Origin of the sequence: Pseudomonas gregormendelii, from assembly GCF_017114825.1 — a bacterium.
In the GTDB taxonomy this organism is placed as follows: domain Bacteria; phylum Pseudomonadota; class Gammaproteobacteria; order Pseudomonadales; family Pseudomonadaceae; genus Aquipseudomonas; species Aquipseudomonas gregormendelii.
The window spans coordinates 73,291-89,053 of sequence record NZ_JADEVO010000006.1; the positions used below are offsets into that span (position 1 = coordinate 73,291).

Annotated in this window: 16 protein-coding genes and 4 tRNA genes; 16 read left to right on the top strand and 4 right to left on the bottom strand. The window is 58.9% G+C overall.

Features of this window, described 5'->3' with window-relative positions:
- Nucleotides 1-32: 32 nt before the first annotated feature.
- Nucleotides 33-1,427 (bottom strand): class II fumarate hydratase, encoded by a 1,395-nt coding sequence (locus IMW75_RS06460; protein ID WP_045061675.1) that lies wholly within the window; start codon nt 1,425-1,427, stop codon nt 33-35.
- Nucleotides 1,428-1,619: 192 nt separating this feature from the next.
- Between IMW75_RS06460 and IMW75_RS06465 the strand changes: the two genes are divergently transcribed.
- The 7 genes from IMW75_RS06465 to IMW75_RS06495 all read left to right on the top strand — a co-directional run bounded on the left by IMW75_RS06465 (nt 1,620) and on the right by IMW75_RS06495 (nt 9,453).
- Complete coding sequence (locus tag IMW75_RS06465) at nt 1,620-2,141, top strand: DUF2059 domain-containing protein (RefSeq protein WP_045061674.1); 522 nt, start codon at nt 1,620-1,622, stop codon at nt 2,139-2,141.
- A 12-nt stretch (nt 2,142-2,153) separates the two neighbouring features.
- Entirely contained in the window at nt 2,154-2,453 is a 300-nt protein-coding gene (locus tag IMW75_RS06470) for a BolA family protein (RefSeq protein ID WP_045061673.1), read from the top strand.
- A 200-nt stretch (nt 2,454-2,653) separates the two neighbouring features.
- Nucleotides 2,654-3,595 (top strand): oxygen-dependent tRNA uridine(34) hydroxylase TrhO, encoded by a 942-nt coding sequence (gene trhO, locus IMW75_RS06475; RefSeq protein ID WP_045061672.1) that lies wholly within the window; start codon nt 2,654-2,656, stop codon nt 3,593-3,595.
- Nucleotides 3,596-3,635: 40 nt separating this feature from the next.
- Nucleotides 3,636-4,238: a DsbA family protein gene (locus IMW75_RS06480; RefSeq protein ID WP_177328591.1), complete on the top strand. Its 603-nt coding sequence runs from the start codon at nt 3,636-3,638 to the stop codon at nt 4,236-4,238.
- Between the two features lie 31 nt (nt 4,239-4,269).
- On the top strand, nt 4,270-6,048 hold the full coding sequence (locus IMW75_RS06485) for an ABC transporter ATP-binding protein (RefSeq protein ID WP_177328590.1): 1,779 nt from the start codon (nt 4,270-4,272) through the stop codon (nt 6,046-6,048).
- 105 nt (nt 6,049-6,153) lie between these two features.
- Nucleotides 6,154-8,613: an EAL domain-containing protein gene (locus IMW75_RS06490; RefSeq protein WP_045061669.1), complete on the top strand. Its 2,460-nt coding sequence runs from the start codon at nt 6,154-6,156 to the stop codon at nt 8,611-8,613.
- Nucleotides 8,614-8,691: 78 nt separating this feature from the next.
- The gene (locus tag IMW75_RS06495; RefSeq protein WP_209012727.1) at nt 8,692-9,453 is read left to right on the top strand and encodes an iron-containing redox enzyme family protein; all 762 of its coding nucleotides are present in this window, start codon (nt 8,692-8,694) and stop codon (nt 9,451-9,453) included.
- Nucleotides 9,454-9,540: 87 nt separating this feature from the next.
- On the opposite strand, the gene sugE is transcribed toward IMW75_RS06495, so the two are convergent.
- The 3 genes from sugE to rdgC form a co-directional block, all read right to left on the bottom strand.
- Complete coding sequence (sugE, locus tag IMW75_RS06500; RefSeq protein ID WP_045061667.1) at nt 9,541-9,855, bottom strand: quaternary ammonium compound efflux SMR transporter SugE; 315 nt, start codon at nt 9,853-9,855, stop codon at nt 9,541-9,543.
- Between the two features lie 119 nt (nt 9,856-9,974).
- Nucleotides 9,975-10,940 (bottom strand): bile acid:sodium symporter family protein, encoded by a 966-nt coding sequence (locus IMW75_RS06505; protein WP_205892137.1) that lies wholly within the window; start codon nt 10,938-10,940, stop codon nt 9,975-9,977.
- Nucleotides 10,941-11,094: 154 nt separating this feature from the next.
- The gene (gene rdgC, locus IMW75_RS06510; RefSeq protein WP_045061665.1) at nt 11,095-12,015 is read right to left on the bottom strand and encodes a recombination-associated protein RdgC; all 921 of its coding nucleotides are present in this window, start codon (nt 12,013-12,015) and stop codon (nt 11,095-11,097) included.
- 161 nt (nt 12,016-12,176) lie between these two features.
- Here rdgC and IMW75_RS06515 point away from each other — a divergent pair.
- From IMW75_RS06515 to IMW75_RS06555, 9 genes are all read left to right on the top strand, one after another.
- Nucleotides 12,177-12,252, top strand: a tRNA-Val gene (locus IMW75_RS06515).
- A gap of 19 nt (nt 12,253-12,271) precedes the next feature.
- A tRNA-Asp gene (locus tag IMW75_RS06520) sits at nt 12,272-12,348 on the top strand.
- A 197-nt stretch (nt 12,349-12,545) separates the two neighbouring features.
- Nucleotides 12,546-12,621: transfer RNA gene (locus tag IMW75_RS06525), tRNA-Val, on the top strand.
- A 19-nt stretch (nt 12,622-12,640) separates the two neighbouring features.
- A tRNA-Asp gene (locus tag IMW75_RS06530) sits at nt 12,641-12,717 on the top strand.
- 297 nt (nt 12,718-13,014) lie between these two features.
- Entirely contained in the window at nt 13,015-13,731 is a 717-nt protein-coding gene (locus IMW75_RS06535) for a BamJ family beta-barrel-assembly machinery protein (protein WP_045058067.1), read from the top strand.
- Nucleotides 13,732-14,023: 292 nt separating this feature from the next.
- The gene (locus IMW75_RS06540; protein ID WP_045058068.1) at nt 14,024-14,479 is read left to right on the top strand and encodes a YkvA family protein; all 456 of its coding nucleotides are present in this window, start codon (nt 14,024-14,026) and stop codon (nt 14,477-14,479) included.
- Between the two features lie 127 nt (nt 14,480-14,606).
- Nucleotides 14,607-14,948, top strand: coding sequence for a helix-turn-helix domain-containing protein (locus IMW75_RS06545; RefSeq protein ID WP_045058155.1), 342 nt, complete (start codon nt 14,607-14,609; stop codon nt 14,946-14,948).
- Nucleotides 14,945-15,316, top strand: a complete 372-nt coding sequence (locus tag IMW75_RS06550) for a hypothetical protein (RefSeq protein ID WP_045058069.1) — start codon at nt 14,945-14,947, stop codon at nt 15,314-15,316. The genes IMW75_RS06545 and IMW75_RS06550 overlap by 4 nt, the downstream gene beginning before the upstream one ends.
- Nucleotides 15,317-15,727 carry an SEL1-like repeat protein gene (locus IMW75_RS06555; RefSeq protein ID WP_045058070.1) on the top strand — a complete coding sequence of 137 codons (411 nt, stop codon included), beginning with the start codon at nt 15,317-15,319 and terminating at the stop codon, nt 15,725-15,727.
- The last annotated feature ends 36 nt before the right edge of the window (nt 15,728-15,763 follow it).

The following is a 15,763-nucleotide window of genomic DNA, read 5'->3' on the forward strand; positions in this document are numbered from 1 at the left end:
CCGCGATGAAGGACTACCGGCCACGGCGTTACTTAACCTTTGGCTCCAGCCTCCAGCATATTCTCCGGCCTTACCCAGGCATCGAACTCTTCACTGGTCAGGTATCCCAGCTGTAACGCCGCCTCACGCAATGTCAGCCCTTCGCCATACGCTTTCTTGGCTATCTCCGCGGACTTGTCATAACCGATATGCGGATTCAACGCCGTCACCAGCATCAACCCACGCTCCAGATGTTCAGCCATTTTCTGAGCATCCGGTTCCAGGCCGGCAATGCAATGCTGCTGGAAGTTGCTGCAGCCATCGCCCAGCAGACGGATCGATTGCAGCAGGTTGTGAATGATCACCGGCTTGAAGACGTTCAACTGCAGATGTCCCTGGCTTGCCGCAAAACCGATAGCCACGTCGTTGCCCATGACCTGGCAGGCCAGCATCGACAAGGCTTCGCACTGAGTTGGATTAACCTTGCCTGGCATGATCGAACTGCCCGGCTCGTTGGCGGGCAGTTTCACTTCGGCTAAACCGGCACGCGGCCCGGAGCCCAGCAGGCGCAGGTCGTTGGCGATTTTCATCAGGGTGACGGCAAGGGTCTTCAACGCACCCGACAAGGTGGTCAAAGGTTCATGCCCTGCCAGCGCGGCAAATTTGTTCGGTGCCGTAACAAACGGCAGGCCGGAAAGGGCTGCGAGTTCGGCGGCAATCGCTTCGCCAAAACCGTGGGGCGAATTTAACCCAGTGCCGACTGCGGTGCCGCCCTGGGCCAGTTCACAGACGGCGGGCAACGCGCTGCGGATCGCTCGTTCGGCGTAATCGAGCTGTGCGATGAATGCCGATAGTTCCTGGCCGAAGGTGATCGGCGTGGCGTCCATCATGTGGGTGCGCCCGGTCTTGACCAGCTTCATGTGCCGGGCGGAGAGCTCCGCCAACCCGCCGGACAGTTCGCTGATCGCCGGCAGTAGTTGCTGTTGCACCGCCTGGGCCGTTGCGATGTGCATGGCGGTAGGGAAGCAGTCGTTGGAACTCTGGGAGCGGTTGACATGATCGTTGGGATGAACCGGCGATTTGCCGCCCCGCGGGTTACCGGCCAGTTCGTTGGCGCGACCGGCGATCACCTCATTGACGTTCATGTTGCTCTGGGTACCGCTGCCGGTCTGCCAGACCACCAGCGGGAATTGATCGTCGTGGCTGCCATCGAGCACTTCGTCGGCCGCCTGTTCGATCAGGCGGGCAATGTCGGCCGGCACATCACCGTTGCGGTCATTGACCCGTGCGGCGGCTTTCTTGATCAAGGCCAGCGCATGCAGCACCGCCAGTGGCATGCGTTCGTTGCCAATCGCGAAGTTGACCAGCGAGCGTTGCGTCTGAGCGCCCCAGTACGCCTCATCCGGGACTTCCACCTCGCCAAGGCTGTCGGTTTCGATACGGCTCATCGTGCACACTCCTGTAAGTCAGTTAGCGCAGTTTAGGCCGTGATCGTCCATGGTGGTTCCATCGGTGTCGAAATTGCCTGCTGGACCCCTCTAAATTAGGCCCCACAAGGCTTGGGGTTGAGTGACACACTTTTTTAGGCGCAGAATGGACGCCCTTGGGGTTTTACCTCGCCTGCTAGAAAAGGAAACTCGATGACTCGTCTTCGTGCCATCTGTACCGCGGTTGCACTGGTTTGCGCCAGCGGCCCTGTTTTTGCCGATACCGCCAGCCACAACGCCAGTGCCGAGGCTTTCCTGACCCTGGCGCACGCTGACAAACTGGGCACTCCGGTGTACATGCAAGTGCAGCAAATGTTCGCTCAGCGCTTTGAACAGACCAAAGCTCCCGAGTCGAAAAAAGCCCTGCTGGAAACCTACCAGGCCAAGGCCAACGCAGCGCTGGACCAGGCAATTGGCTGGAACAAGCTGAAGCCGGACATGGTCAAGCTCTACACCACCAACTTCAGTGAATCGGAGCTCAAGGACCTGGTCGCTTTCTACCGGTCGCCACTGGGCAAGAAAGTCCTGGAAAAAATGCCGCAACTGACCCAGCAATCGGCGCAGATGACTCAGGCCAAGCTGGAAAGCGCGGTCCCTGTGGTCAACAAACTGTTGGCTGACATGACCGCGGAGCTCGAGCCTAAGGGCGCAGCTCCTGCCAAGAAAAAGCCTTAAGCGGAGTCGGGCATGACCATGCAACAACGCATTGAGTCGACGCTGGGCCTGTTACAGCCCGAGCACCTGCAAGTGCTGGATGAGAGCCACATGCACAGTCGTGGGTTGCAGACTCACTTCAAGGCTGTGATCGTCAGCCAGCAGTTTGCAGGGCTCAACCGCGTCAAGCGTCACCAGAAAGTCTACGGCACGCTTGGCGAGATGATGGGCGAGTTTCATGCGTTGGCGCTGCATACCTATACACCTGAGGAATGGGCACAGATGGACGCGGCCCCGGCCTCGCCGACCTGTGCTGGCGGCAGCAAGCACTGAGATCACCGGCTGCAGGTGCACGGCTTGTGTGGGAGCAAGGCTTGCCGCGATAGCGTCCTCGAGATTGCCATCGCGGGCGAGCCTTGCTCCTACAGAAACCACATTTTTTTTGCTAGAATCCGCAACGCGCCGCTAACCCGGCGCGTTTTTTTTGAATCCGGTTCACCCCTTACGAGGGTAGCCACCTGGAGAAACACCCGATGACACAACAGATTGTTGTGGCGGCACTGTACAAGTTCGTCACCCTGGAAGATTACGTCACCCTGCGCGAGCCCTTGCTGCAGGCGATGGTCGACAACGGCATCAAAGGCACGCTGCTGATCGCCGAAGAAGGCATCAATGGCACCGTATCCGGCAGCCGTGAAGGCATCGACGGGCTCATGGCCTGGCTCAAGAACGACCCGCGCATGGACGATATCGATCACAAGGAATCGTACTGCGACGAGCAGCCGTTCTACCGCACCAAGGTCAAGCTCAAGAAAGAAATCGTCACCCTGGGCGTCGAAGGCGTGGATCCGAACAAAAAAGTCGGTACCTACGTTGATCCAGAGAACTGGAACGCGCTGATCAGCGACCCTGAAGTGCTGTTGATTGATACCCGCAACGACTACGAAGTGGCCATCGGCACCTTCGAGGGCGCCATCGATCCGAAGACCACCAGCTTTCGCGAATTTCCTGACTACATCAAGGAACACTTCGACCCGGCCGTGCACAAGAAGGTCGCGATGTTCTGCACCGGCGGCATTCGTTGCGAAAAGGCTTCGAGCTACATGCTCAGCCAGGGCTTCGATGAGGTCTATCACCTCAAGGGTGGCATCCTGAAGTACCTTGAAGAGGTGCCGCAGCAAGAAACCAAATGGCAGGGCGACTGTTTTGTCTTCGATAACCGGGTCACGGTGCGCCACGACCTCAGCGAAGGCGACTACGATCAATGTCATGCCTGCCGCACCCCGGTGAGCGTGCAAGACCGTGCATCCGAGCACTACGTGCCGGGCATCAGTTGCCCGCATTGCTGGGATAAGCTGAGCGAGAAGACTCGCCGTAGCGCCATCGACCGGCAGAAGCAGATCGAACTGGCGAAAGCGCGCAACATGCCGCATCCGATTGGCTACAACTACAAGCAAACTCCTTCCGAGGCTTGATCCCATGTCTGCGCGCCGCCTGCTCTATGTGATGGACCCGATGTGCTCCTGGTGCTGGGGTTTTGCTCCGGTGGCCCAAGCCCTGGTCGAGCAGGCGCGCGCGGCCGGGGTTGAGGTACATCTGGTAGTGGGCGGCTTGCGCACCGGCAGTGGTTCGGCGCTGGAACCGACCACCCGGCGTTATATTCTCGAACACTGGCAGGCGGTGACTGATGCCACCGGCCAGCCGTTCAAGCTTGAGGGTGCATTGCCCGACGGCTTTGTCTACGACACCGAACCCGCGTGCCGGGCGCTCGTGACCGCGCGTGGCCTGGCAGCCGATTGTGCGTGGACATTGCTCGGTTTGATTCAACATGCGTTCTACGCCGAGGGTCGCGACGTCACCCAGGCCAGTGTCCTGGTCGAGTTGGCGGAGCAGGCGGGGGTCCCGCGCATCGAGTTCGCCGCGGCATTTGACCGTGCCGAGCAGCACGCCGCGACCGACGCCGATTTCACCTGGGTCCAGGATCTTGGCATTGCCGGCTTCCCCACATTGCTGGCCGAGCGGGACGGGCAATTGGCGCTGCTGACCAATGGTTATCAACCGCTCAGCGAGCTGTCGCCATTGCTTGGCCGCTGGCTGGAGCGCGCCGCCTGTGCATGACCTGCCCGACGATGAACCCTCTCCCAAGCGTATGGATCGACTGAGCTGGGCCGAAATACGTCGCCTGGCCCTGCAGCATAAAAAAGCCTTGTGGATCGCCAACGGCGTCGCGGTCCTGGCCACTTTGTGCAGCGTGCCGATTCCCCTGCTGCTGCCACTGCTGGTGGATGAGGTGCTGCTGGGGCATGGCGATTCAGCGCTGAAGATCATGAACCACGCACTGCCGGAGCACTGGCAGAAAGCAGCGGGCTACATAGGCCTGATGCTGCTGGTTACCCTGAGCCTGCGTTGCGCCGCCCTGTTGTTCAACGTGGTGCAGGCGCGCCTGTTTGCAGCGCTGGCCAAGGACATCGTCTACCGCATTCGCTTGCGCCTGATCGAGCGGCTCAAGCGAATTTCCCTGGGGGAGTACGAAAGCCTTGGCAGCGGTACGGTCACCACGCATCTGGTGACCGATCTCGACACTCTCGACAAATTCGTTGGCGAAACGCTCAGCCGTTTCCTGGTGGCCATGCTGACCCTGGTCGGCACGGCGAGCATCCTGGTGTGGATGCACTGGAAGCTGGCGCTGCTGATCATGCTGTTCAACCCGCTGGTGATCTACGCCACGGTGTTGCTCGGCAAACGGGTCAAGCACCTGAAGAAACTGGAGAACGACAGCACCTCGCGCTTCACCCAGGCACTCACCGAAACCCTCGACTCCATTCAGGAAGTCCGTGCCGGCAACCGCCAGGGCTTTTTCCTCGGTCGACTCGGGCAGCGCGCCCGGGAAGTGCGGGATTACGCAGTCACCTCGCAGTGGAAAACCGATGCTTCGAACCGCGCCAGCGGCCTGCTGTTCCAGTTCGGTATCGACATCTTTCGCGCCGCAGCGATGCTCACCGTGCTGTTTTCCGACCTGTCCATCGGCCAGATGCTCGCGGTCTTCAGCTACCTGTGGTTCATGATCGGCCCGGTGGAGCAACTGTTGAACCTGCAATACGCCTTTTACGCAGCCGGCGGCGCCCTGTCGCGGATCAACGAGCTACTCGCCCGAGCCGACGAACCTCAGTACGAGGGGGGCGTCGATCCGTTCCAGGGTCGCGAAACCGTGGGCATCGAAGTCCAGGGCCTGAGCTTCAGTTATGGCGATGAGCTGGTGCTGAACAAGATGAACCTGTCGATCGCGCCGGGGGAAAAGGTCGCGATCGTTGGTGCCAGTGGCGGTGGCAAGAGCACACTGGTGCAGCTGCTGCTCGGTCTTTACACACCCCTGGCCGGTACCATTCGTTTCGGCGGTTCGACCCAGGAAGAAATCGGCCTGGAGACCGTGCGCGAGAATGTTGCCGTGGTCCTGCAGCATCCCGCGCTATTCAACGACACCGTGCGTGCCAACCTGACCATGGGCCGCGAACGCAGCGACGAAGCCTGCTGGCAGGCCCTGGAAATTGCCCAACTGGATAACACAGTACGGGAATTACCCAATGGCCTGGACAGCATCGTCGGCCGATCCGGCGTGCGTTTGTCCGGCGGCCAACGCCAGCGCCTGGCGATTGCCCGCATGGTGCTGGCCGAGCCCAAGGTAGTGATCCTCGACGAGGCTACGTCGGCGCTGGACGCCGCCACCGAATACAACCTGCACCAGGCGTTGACGCGCTTCCTCAGTCATCGCACCACCCTGATCATCGCCCACCGGCTGTCCGCCGTGAAACAGGCTGACCGGGTGCTGGTGTTCGACGGGGGGCAGATCGCCGAGGACGGCGATCACCAGCAGCTGATTGCAGACGGTGGTCTGTACGCCAAGCTTTACGGGCATTTGCAGCAGCACTAGCCTCGTCAGCAGGGCTCTGACTTGCCGGGAGCGAGAACGCCCCCTAGTCTGGGGGTAGCGATCACGTCGGGATGATGATCTGGCAGTGCTAATGCAAGGGACCTCATGAATCAAACGCGGACTCTCGGAACTCCACGGTTGCTGGGCATCGTATGGCCTTTCATCGCCGTCGTGTTATTTCAGGCGCTGCTGGGCGGCTTCAGTCTTTATGTTTTGTCGGCGGTTCGCGGCTACGTGGCCGGTGAAAGCCTGTGGTCCAAAGGCCAGAAAGACGCCATCTATTACCTGAACCTCTACGCGGAAAATCGCGACGAGGCGATTTTCCTCAAGTATCAGAACGCCATCGCCGTGCCCCATGGCGGCCATGAGCTGCGCCTGGCCCTCGATCACCAGCCGCCCAATCTCGAGGCCGCCCGGCTGGCGATTCTCAAAGGGGGCAATCACCCCGACGATGTGTCCAGCCTGATCTGGCTCTACCTTAATTTTCGCCATTTCAGCTATCTGGAAAAAGCCATCGACCTGTGGACAGTCGGTGACGCCTATCTGGTGCAGCTCGATGAAGTCGCCAGCGAAATGCACCAGCGCATGAGCGACGGCCAGGCGTCGGATGCCGACGTCACTCGCTGGAAAGACCGGATTTTTGCGATCAATGACGGTGTCACGCCTGCGGCCAAGGCCTTTAGTGATGCGTTGGGCGAGGGCTCGCGAATGATCCTTCGCCTGCTGCTGGTGATCAACCTTGCCACCGCGTTGGGCCTGATTGCGCTGGCGTTGATGCGCACCCACAAACTGCTCAAGCAGCGCCACGCCTTTGCCGACGCCTTGCAGCTGGAAAAGGATCGGGCGCAGATCACCCTGCAATCGATCGGCGATGCCGTCATCACGACCGACGTCGACGGCGCAATTGCCTACATGAACCCGGCGGCCGAGGCGCTGACCCACTGGAAAGCCGAACAGGCCGCAGGTTTGCCGTTGGCGGCGCTGTTCAACTTGCTGGATGAAAATGCCCAGGCGGAAGGTTTCACCCTGATCGAACATATCCTCAGTGGTCAGCTCAGGGGCGGCAGCGAGCACTCCAAGCTGATCCAGCGCCTGGATGGCAGCACTGTTTCGGTGACATTGGTGGGCGCGCCGATCCGTAACGCCGGCAAGGTCAGTGGCACCGTATTGGTACTGCACGACATGACCCAGGAGCGCCAGTACATTGCCAATCTTTCGTGGCAGGCCACGCACGACGCCCTGACCGGGCTCGCCAACCGCCGCGAGTTCGAGTTCCGCCTGGAGCAGGCCCTGCACAATTTGACGCGTCAGGCCGGGCGTCACTCGCTGATGTTTCTCGACCTGGACCAGTTCAAGCTGGTCAACGATACCTGCGGCCACGCGGCCGGTGATGAGTTGCTGCGGCACATTTGTGCCCTGTTGCAGTCAGGTTTGCGTGAGGGAGACACCCTGGCCAGGCTGGGGGGCGACGAATTCGGCATTCTGCTGGAAAACTGCGCGCCAGAAGCTGCCGAGAAGATCGCCGACAGCCTGCGTCAGACGGTTCAGAATCTGCACTTCGTATGGAAAGGCCGCCCATTCGTGACCACTGTCAGCATCGGCCTGGTACATGTCACTCAGCATCCAACGACCCTGGAAGCCTCTTTGCGGGCCGCCGACATGGCTTGCTACATGGCCAAGGAGAAGGGTCGCAACCGCATTCAGGTCTACCACGCCGATGATTCGGAGCTGTCCCTGCGCTTTGGCGAGATGGCTTGGGTACAACGCCTGCATATGGCCCTGGAAGACAACCGGTTCTGCCTCTATGCCCAACAGATCGCGCCGCTCGGGCATGTAGAGGAGGGCGGTGGACATATTGAAATCCTGTTGCGTCTACATGATGAAGCCGGGCGAATGATACTACCCGACAGTTTCATACCGGCGGCGGAGCGTTATGGGCTAATGACTTCCCTTGATCGCTGGGTAGTGGAGAACGTATTCAAGATCATTGCGCAATGCATACAGGAAAATCACAAAGGCCCTTTGGCCATGTGTGCGATTAATCTGTCAGGCACTACTATAGGAGATGACGCATTTCTGAACTTCCTGCGTAAACAGTTTGTTGTTTACTCAATCCCTCCTGAAATGATTTGTTTTGAAATTACTGAAACCAGTGCGATATCAAATTTGGGGAGTGCGATTAGATTTATCAATGAACTCAAAGGTTTAGGTTGCCATTTTTCACTTGATGATTTTTGTGCCGGAATGTCTTCATTCGCCTACTTGAAACATTTACCTGTAGACTTCCTGAAGATCGACGGGAGTTTCGTAAAGGATATGCTGGACGACCCGATTAACCTCGCCATGGTCGAAGTGATTAATCACATCGGTCATGTAATGGGTAAACGCACGATTGCCGAGTTTGTCGAAACACCACAGATCGAGCAGGCACTGCTTGAGATTGGGGTCGATTATGCTCAAGGGTATGTGATTGAACGCCCGCACCTGTTTACCTGTGAAAGTTTGCAGAGTCGTCCGGCGAGGCCTCAGCCTTTGTTATTCAAGGCGCCGGGCACCTTTCGCTGAAATATCTTGCCGATCCTTCAAATCACAATCAAAAGGAGCTCGACAGTGATCGACACATTCATCAGAACCGGACCTCTCATGGAAGCTGCAAGTTATCCGAACTGGGCACAACGCCTGATTCAGGACTGCAGCGAGAACAAACGCCGGGTGGTTGAACATGAACTCTATCAACGGCTGCGTGACAACAAACTCAGTGCGAAGACCATGCGCCACTACCTCATTGGTGGCTGGCCAGTCGTCGAACAGTTTGCCTTGTATATGGCGCAGAACCTGACGAAGACCCGCTTTGCCCGACACCCTGGCGAAGACATGGCGCGGCGCTGGTTGATGCGCAATATTCGAGTGGAGCTTAATCATGCCGACTACTGGGTGCACTGGAGCCGGGCGCATGGCGTAACTCTGGAAGAGTTGCAGGCACAAACTGTCGCCCCTGAACTTCATGCATTGAGTCACTGGTGCTGGCACACCAGTTCGTCCGATTCGCTGATCGTGGCCATCGCCGCGACCAACTACGCCATTGAAGGGGCGACGGGGGAGTGGTCAGCGGTGGTCTGTTCCAATGGCGTGTATGCCGCCTCCTTCCCCGAAGAGGAGCGCAAGCGCGCCATGAAGTGGCTGAAGATGCACGCCCAGTACGACGACGCCCACCCGTGGGAGGCGCTGGAAATCATCTGCACCCTGGCGGGCCTGAATCCGAGCGAGGCATTGCAGGCTGAGTTACGCCAGGCGATTCGCAAGAGTTATGACTACATGTACTTGTTCCTGGAACGGTGCATGCAGCTTGAGCACGCGGAACGGGCGCCGGTTACCCGTGAGCGCATGGCGCTGGCGGAAAGTTGATCGACTGATATCTGCTGCAAAAAAATAGCCCGCCCCTGCTGTCTGAGTCGACAGTGGGGGCGGGCTTTTTTATAGCCGCCACCTGGCTCAGGCGCTGATCTTGAGTCCGACCAGCCCGGCGATGATCAGGGCGACACTGGCCAGCCTGAACAGCGCCATGGACTCGCCAAAAAGGATGATCCCGGCGATCACGGTGCCGACAGCGCCGACGCCCGTCCAGATGGCATAAGCGGTGCCCAGCGGCAGCTCCTTCATGGCAAGGCCCAGCAAGCCAAGGCTGATGGCCATGGCTGCAATGGTCAGGGCCGTGGGAAGCGGACGACTGAAGCCGTCGGTGTACTTCAGGCCCACCGCCCAGCCTACTTCGAACAGGCCGGCGAAAAACAGAATGATCCAGGACATGTAAGACCTCCATCGATTGACGGGGTCGTCCCCAGGTAAATGACTCGATCGAGCCGCAAGGTCGTCCTCGCGATGAGCAGTATGGTGCCCATTATTAACCTGGGGATCAAGTTTCCGGCTCAGTCAGTGACTTGCCGCATGGCGGTCTCACGGTCCTGCTTTTCACTCATCCGCCGGAACCAGGTCGAGAGCAGCGCCCCCGAAATGTTGTGCCAAACACTGAACAAGGCACTGGGCACCGCTGCCAGTGGCGAGAAGTGCGCGCTGGCCAGCGCGGCACCCAGGCCAGAGTTCTGCATGCCCACCTCCAGCGCGAGGGATTTACGCTGGGCCAGTGGCAGCTTGAACAGACGGCCGGTGAAATAGCCCAGCAGATAACCGAAGCTGTTGTGCAGCATCACTACGGCCATGATCAACAGACCCGATTCGGCAATCTTCGCCTGGCTGGCAGCCACCACGGCGGCGACGATGATCACGATGCTGACCACCGAAATCAGCGGCAGTACTTCCACTGCGTGACGAACCCGCTCGCCGAGCACGCGCTGAGCCAGTACGCCGAGCACGATCGGCAGCAGCACTACTTGCAGGATCGACCAGAACAGCTCCATGAAAGACACCGGCAGCCAGGCCGAAGCCAGCAACCAGATTAAAGCCGGGGTCAGCAGCGGGGCGAGAAGGGTGGTCACTGCCGCGATAGCCACCGACAGCGCCAGGTCACCGCGGGCCAGCCAGGTCATGACATTGGAGGACGTGCCACTCGGGCAGCAGCCGACCAGAATGACGCCTACGGCAATTTCCGCCGGCAACTGGAACACCTGGCACAGTAACCACGCCATGCCGGGCATGATCACGAAATGCGCGACTACGCCGAGCGCCACTCGCCACGGGTGGCGGGCCACTTCAGCGAAGTCTTCGAGCTTGAGGGTCAGGCCCATGCCGAACATCACCAGCCCCAGCAGCGGCACAATGGCCACCTTGGGACCGACGAACCAAGCGGGCTGGAGGAACGCTAACACGGCGAAAATCAGTACCCAGTAGGCGAAGGTGTTGCCGACAAAGCGACTCAATGCAGCCAGTGCGCGCATGGCCTGATCCTTATTGTATGAAAGCGTTAGGGAGCTAAGCATACGCTGCTTGCAAAAAAGATCGCAGCCTGCGGCAGCTCCTGTACGGGAAACGCATTCCAATGCAGGAGCTGCCGAAGGCTGCGATCTTTACAGGCGCTGCCGATCTACATGATCAGATTCCCTGAGGCGTCTCTTCTCCGCCCAATGCTTCCACCAATGCTGGCAGGAAGTCGCCGAAGGTCAGCATCATCAGGGTGAAACTGGCGTCCAGCTGGCCGAGGGCTTCTTCGCCTCCGTCCTGTTCCGCCTGATCCTGCAGCAGGTCTTCGAACTTCAGGCGCTTGACCACCATCTTGTCGTCGAGGACGAAAGACAGCTTGTCCTGCCAGGCCAGCGACAGCTGGGTAACCACCTTGCCGGTGCTCAGGTGCAGCTGGATTTCTTCGCTGGTCAGGTCCTGGCGCTTGCAGCGCACGATGCCGCCATCTTCATGGGTGTCACGCAGCTCGCACTCGTCCAGCACAAAGAAGTCGTCCGCCGCTTTCTGGGTGGTGACCCATTCGGTCATCGTGGCGGTCGGCGACATCTTCACGGTCAGCGGGCGCACTGGCAGTGTGCCGATGACTTCGCGCAAGGTGGAGAGCAGGTCTTCGGCGCGTTTCGGGCTGGCGGAGTTGACCAGGATCAGCCCCTGTTTTGGCGCGATGGCAGCAAAGGTGGACGAACGACGGATAAATGCGCGCGGCAGGAAGGCCTGGATGATTTCATCCTTGATCTGGTCGCGTTCCTTTTTATAGACCTTGCGCATTTGTTCGGCCTCGATCTCTTCGACCTTTTCCTTGACCGCGTCACGTACGACGCTGCCTGGCAGAATGCGCTCTTCCTTGCGGGCCGAGATCAGCAGGAAATCGCCGCTGACATGGACCAGGGGCGCATCTTCGCCCTTGCCGAACGGCGCAACGAAGCCGTAGGTGGTCAACTCCTGGCTTGCACATGGACGCGCCTGTTTGGTGGCCAGTGCAGTTTCCAACGCCTCGGCATCAAAAGGCAGATCTTGGGTCAGGCGATAGATAAGCAGGTTTTTGAACCACATGGGGTGAGTCTCTCCTTATATGCAAAGGGGGGCATTATTCTCTTCGCGGTGCCATAGGCCAACCCTTCTCTAAGCCTTTGGAAGGGCTCGGAAAATTATTTTAAAAAGTGCTTGCCAGAGAGGGGGGTGCTCCGTAGAATGCGCGCCACACCGAACGTGAAGGGTGATTAGCTCAGCTGGGAGAGCGTCTGCCTTACAAGCAGAATGTCGGCGGTTCGATCCCGTCATCACCCACCATTCGCATTCAGTGTTACGCGCAGCGGTAGTTCAGTCGGTTAGAATACCGGCCTGTCACGCCGGGGGTCGCGGGTTCGAGTCCCGTCCGCTGCGCCATATTCGGTAACCTGGAACGCTGAACGCCAGGTCACCACGGAAAAGCCCGCTTAGGCGGGTTTTTTTCTGCCTAAAGTTTGTACGTTGTTCCTGCAGGGTGTGTTGTTTCACCGGTTTTCTGATTTATTTGAAAAATATTCAATTAAATCAACACATTACGAAAACTTGTGGCATAATGCGTCCCGTAACGAAGCGAAGGGTGATTAGCTCAGCTGGGAGAGCGTCTGCCTTACAAGCAGAATGTCGGCGGTTCGATCCCGTCATCACCCACCATTCGTTTCAAGCGTTTTGCGCAGCGGTAGTTCAGTCGGTTAGAATACCGGCCTGTCACGCCGGGGGTCGCGGGTTCGAGTCCCGTCCGCTGCGCCATATTTGGTAATCTGGAACGCTGAACGCCAGGTCACCACGGAAAAGCCCGCCTAGTGCGGGCTTTTTTTCGTCTGCGATTTGGCTTTTGCCGTGTCATCGTCATTGCACCACCGCAAGACATTCGCCGCTGTGGGGAGTAGATGACAGAAGCTTCACCCGCCGAATGCCGAAATGCGTTACAACACCTGAACTTATCAGACGTTTCCTGCTCTCATGCCGGTAGCCATTGGTCGTGGCCGCCTGATAAGCTCGCGGCTTTATTCGATTGCCCTTTAGGCGCATGAACAAGGAAATAGCATGAAACAGCATCGGTTGGCGGCGGCGGTGGCCCTGGTTAGCCTGGTACTTGCGGGTTGTGATTCGCAGACCAGCGTAGAGCTGAAAACCCCGGCGCAAAAAGCTTCCTACGGGATTGGCCTGAACATGGGCAAAAGCCTGGCTCAGGAAGGCATGGATGATCTGGACTCCAAAGCCGTTGCCCAGGGCATCGAAGATGCCGTTGGCAAGAAAGAACAGAAACTGAAAGATGAAGAGCTGGTCGAAGCCTTCGCCGCGCTGCAGAAGCGTGCTGAAGAGCGCATGGCTAAAATGAGCGAAGAGTCGGCATCCGCTGGCAAGAAATTCCTCGAAGACAATGCCAAGAAAGCGGGTGTTACCACCACTGCTTCGGGCCTGCAGTACGAAGTCGTCAAAAAGGCCGACGGCGCCCAGCCCAAGCCGACCGACGTAGTGACTGTGCACTACACCGGTACCCTGACCAACGGCACCGTGTTCGACAGCTCCGTTGAACGTGGCAGCCCGATTGACCTGCCGGTCAGCGGTGTGATCCCGGGTTGGGTCGAAGGCCTGCAACTGATGCACGTAGGCGAGAAGTACAAGCTCTACATTCCTAGCGAACTGGCTTACGGCGCGCAAAGCCCAAGCCCGGCAATCCCGGCCAACTCGGTGCTGGTATTCGACCTGGAACTGCTGGCGATCAAGGATCCGGCAAAACAGGAAGACGCAGCCAAGTAATTTGCGTCTTTTTTGAACCAACGCCTCGCTCATGCGGGGCGTTGTTGCATTCGGGATTTGACGAACGCAAACAAAACGAACGGACGTGGCAGGATGCAGTCATAGCCATTGAAGACGCCTGCGCTAGCCGCGCTGGGGCGCCAAGTCAATGAAATGTTGGGTTTTTTTATGTGAGTAAAAAACGCCCGATCTGAGCTCAGCCCTTATGAAACGGGGGCTTCAGCGACAAAATGCAGCTCTGTTCACAAGGTTATCCACAATTTGTGTGGATAACATTTCAGCGGGAGGAAATATGAAAGCACCCTGGAACTTTGCCCGTTTCCTGCCACTGGCCGGCCGGCTGCTTGCTCGGGGCCGTCTGCCGACTTTGCTGTTCGCTGTCGCCAGCAAAGGTGCCAGTCAAGGCAACCGCCTGGGCAAGCTCAAGGAAGACCTGCGCCTGCTGCAGGCCTTGTGCCTGGCCTATTGGCGAGGAGAGTACCGCGCGATCAGCCCCAAGGCGCTGATTTCGGTAGTGGCCGGCTTGATGTATTTCCTCAGTCCCGTAGACGCGATCCCCGACTTCATTCCCATGTTCGGGATGCTGGATGATATCGCCGTGCTGGCCTGGCTCATGAAAGTACTGGATGACGAGTTGTCTGCCTTTCGTGCCTGGCGCAAGCGCCAACTGCCGGAGAAGCTGGCAGTGGTGGAACGGCTGCCTGACACACCGGAGCAACTTCAGCTGCAAAATCCGAAAAAACCATGATCTGACAGAAAATCGTCCCTGTATTCATGCACCTCGTGACCGTGGTCCGCGACCGTGGTCGCTGTTAGGATTACACTTCAAGGGAAAAGTGCCGACTCGCAAAGTGTCGTTGTCCTACGGGGAAGTCATGGATATTCAGATAATCACACGCGAAGGCGAGCCCGAGTATGCGGTTTTGCCGTGGGCTCAGTACCAGGCTTTATTGAAAGCAGCAGGCATCGACCAGCCATCGCCGCGGGTCGCACCACAACCTCCCGTGGCAAACCCGGACCAGATTCTTCCAGGTCTGGATCAACTACGCAGTTTGCGCGAAGCAAAGGGCATCGCCATTGAGGCGCTCGCCCGCACGGTAGGCATCAGCCCGTCTTATCTGGCCTTGATTGAAAGTGGCGAGCGTCTACCCGACGCTGCGATTCGCCGCAGCCTGGCCTGGGAACTGACGGTGCCAGGGTGGAGGGACGAATCGTGACGGTACGCATCAGTCGTCAACATTGGGACGGGTTGCTGGGAGAGCTGGATCAGGCGCGACGACAGCGACATTTGCTGACCTACCGCGCATTGCTGGAGCGATTGCAGCTGCCGACACCTGCCATGCAGACCCTGACTGCGGCACTTGAGCACCTGGCCGCACTGGACGCCAAGGCGGAACAGCCATTGCGCAGCTCGCTGGTGATCAGCCAGGGTGCCAGCCGCCTGCCACGTACCGGTTTTTTCGAATGTGTTGAACGCCTTGGGCGTTTTTCCGGGCCGTCGGATGGTGTGGCCGCCGCGTCCTGGCACGCTTCGGAGGTGGTTCGGGTGTTTGAGTACGAATACCCCGAATCGGCAGAGGCCTGAGTGTTCCTCAAGCTCAAGGCTCGGGCCGGTTACTGGCTGGCCCGCCGGCTGTTCCACTGGTCGTGGTTCGTGCGTCAGCCCCGGGGGTGGAGCTGGCTCGAAGGTCAGTTCGCACGCATGGCCAACCTGGGCGATGCAGGGGCGCAAAGCTTCTATGGGCACATCCTGGCCTTTCGTGGTGTCGGCCTGGGCGCTCGTGAGGAAGGCGTGCGATTGTTGCGTCTGGCGGCGTTGGCGGGGGATGGCAAGGCAGCGTATCAGGTAGGCGTGTTCAGTTTGGCCGGGACGGCGAGCAAGGCGCCGGATCCGGTTGAAGCGACGCGGTTCTGGAAGATTGCGGCGAAGGCCGGGCATCCGTTGGCTGAGATCAAGCTGCAGGAGTTGGCGTCTCGCGGTCCTTTGGATAATTAGTGCCTGGTCTGACGCCTTCGCGGGCAAGCCCGCTCC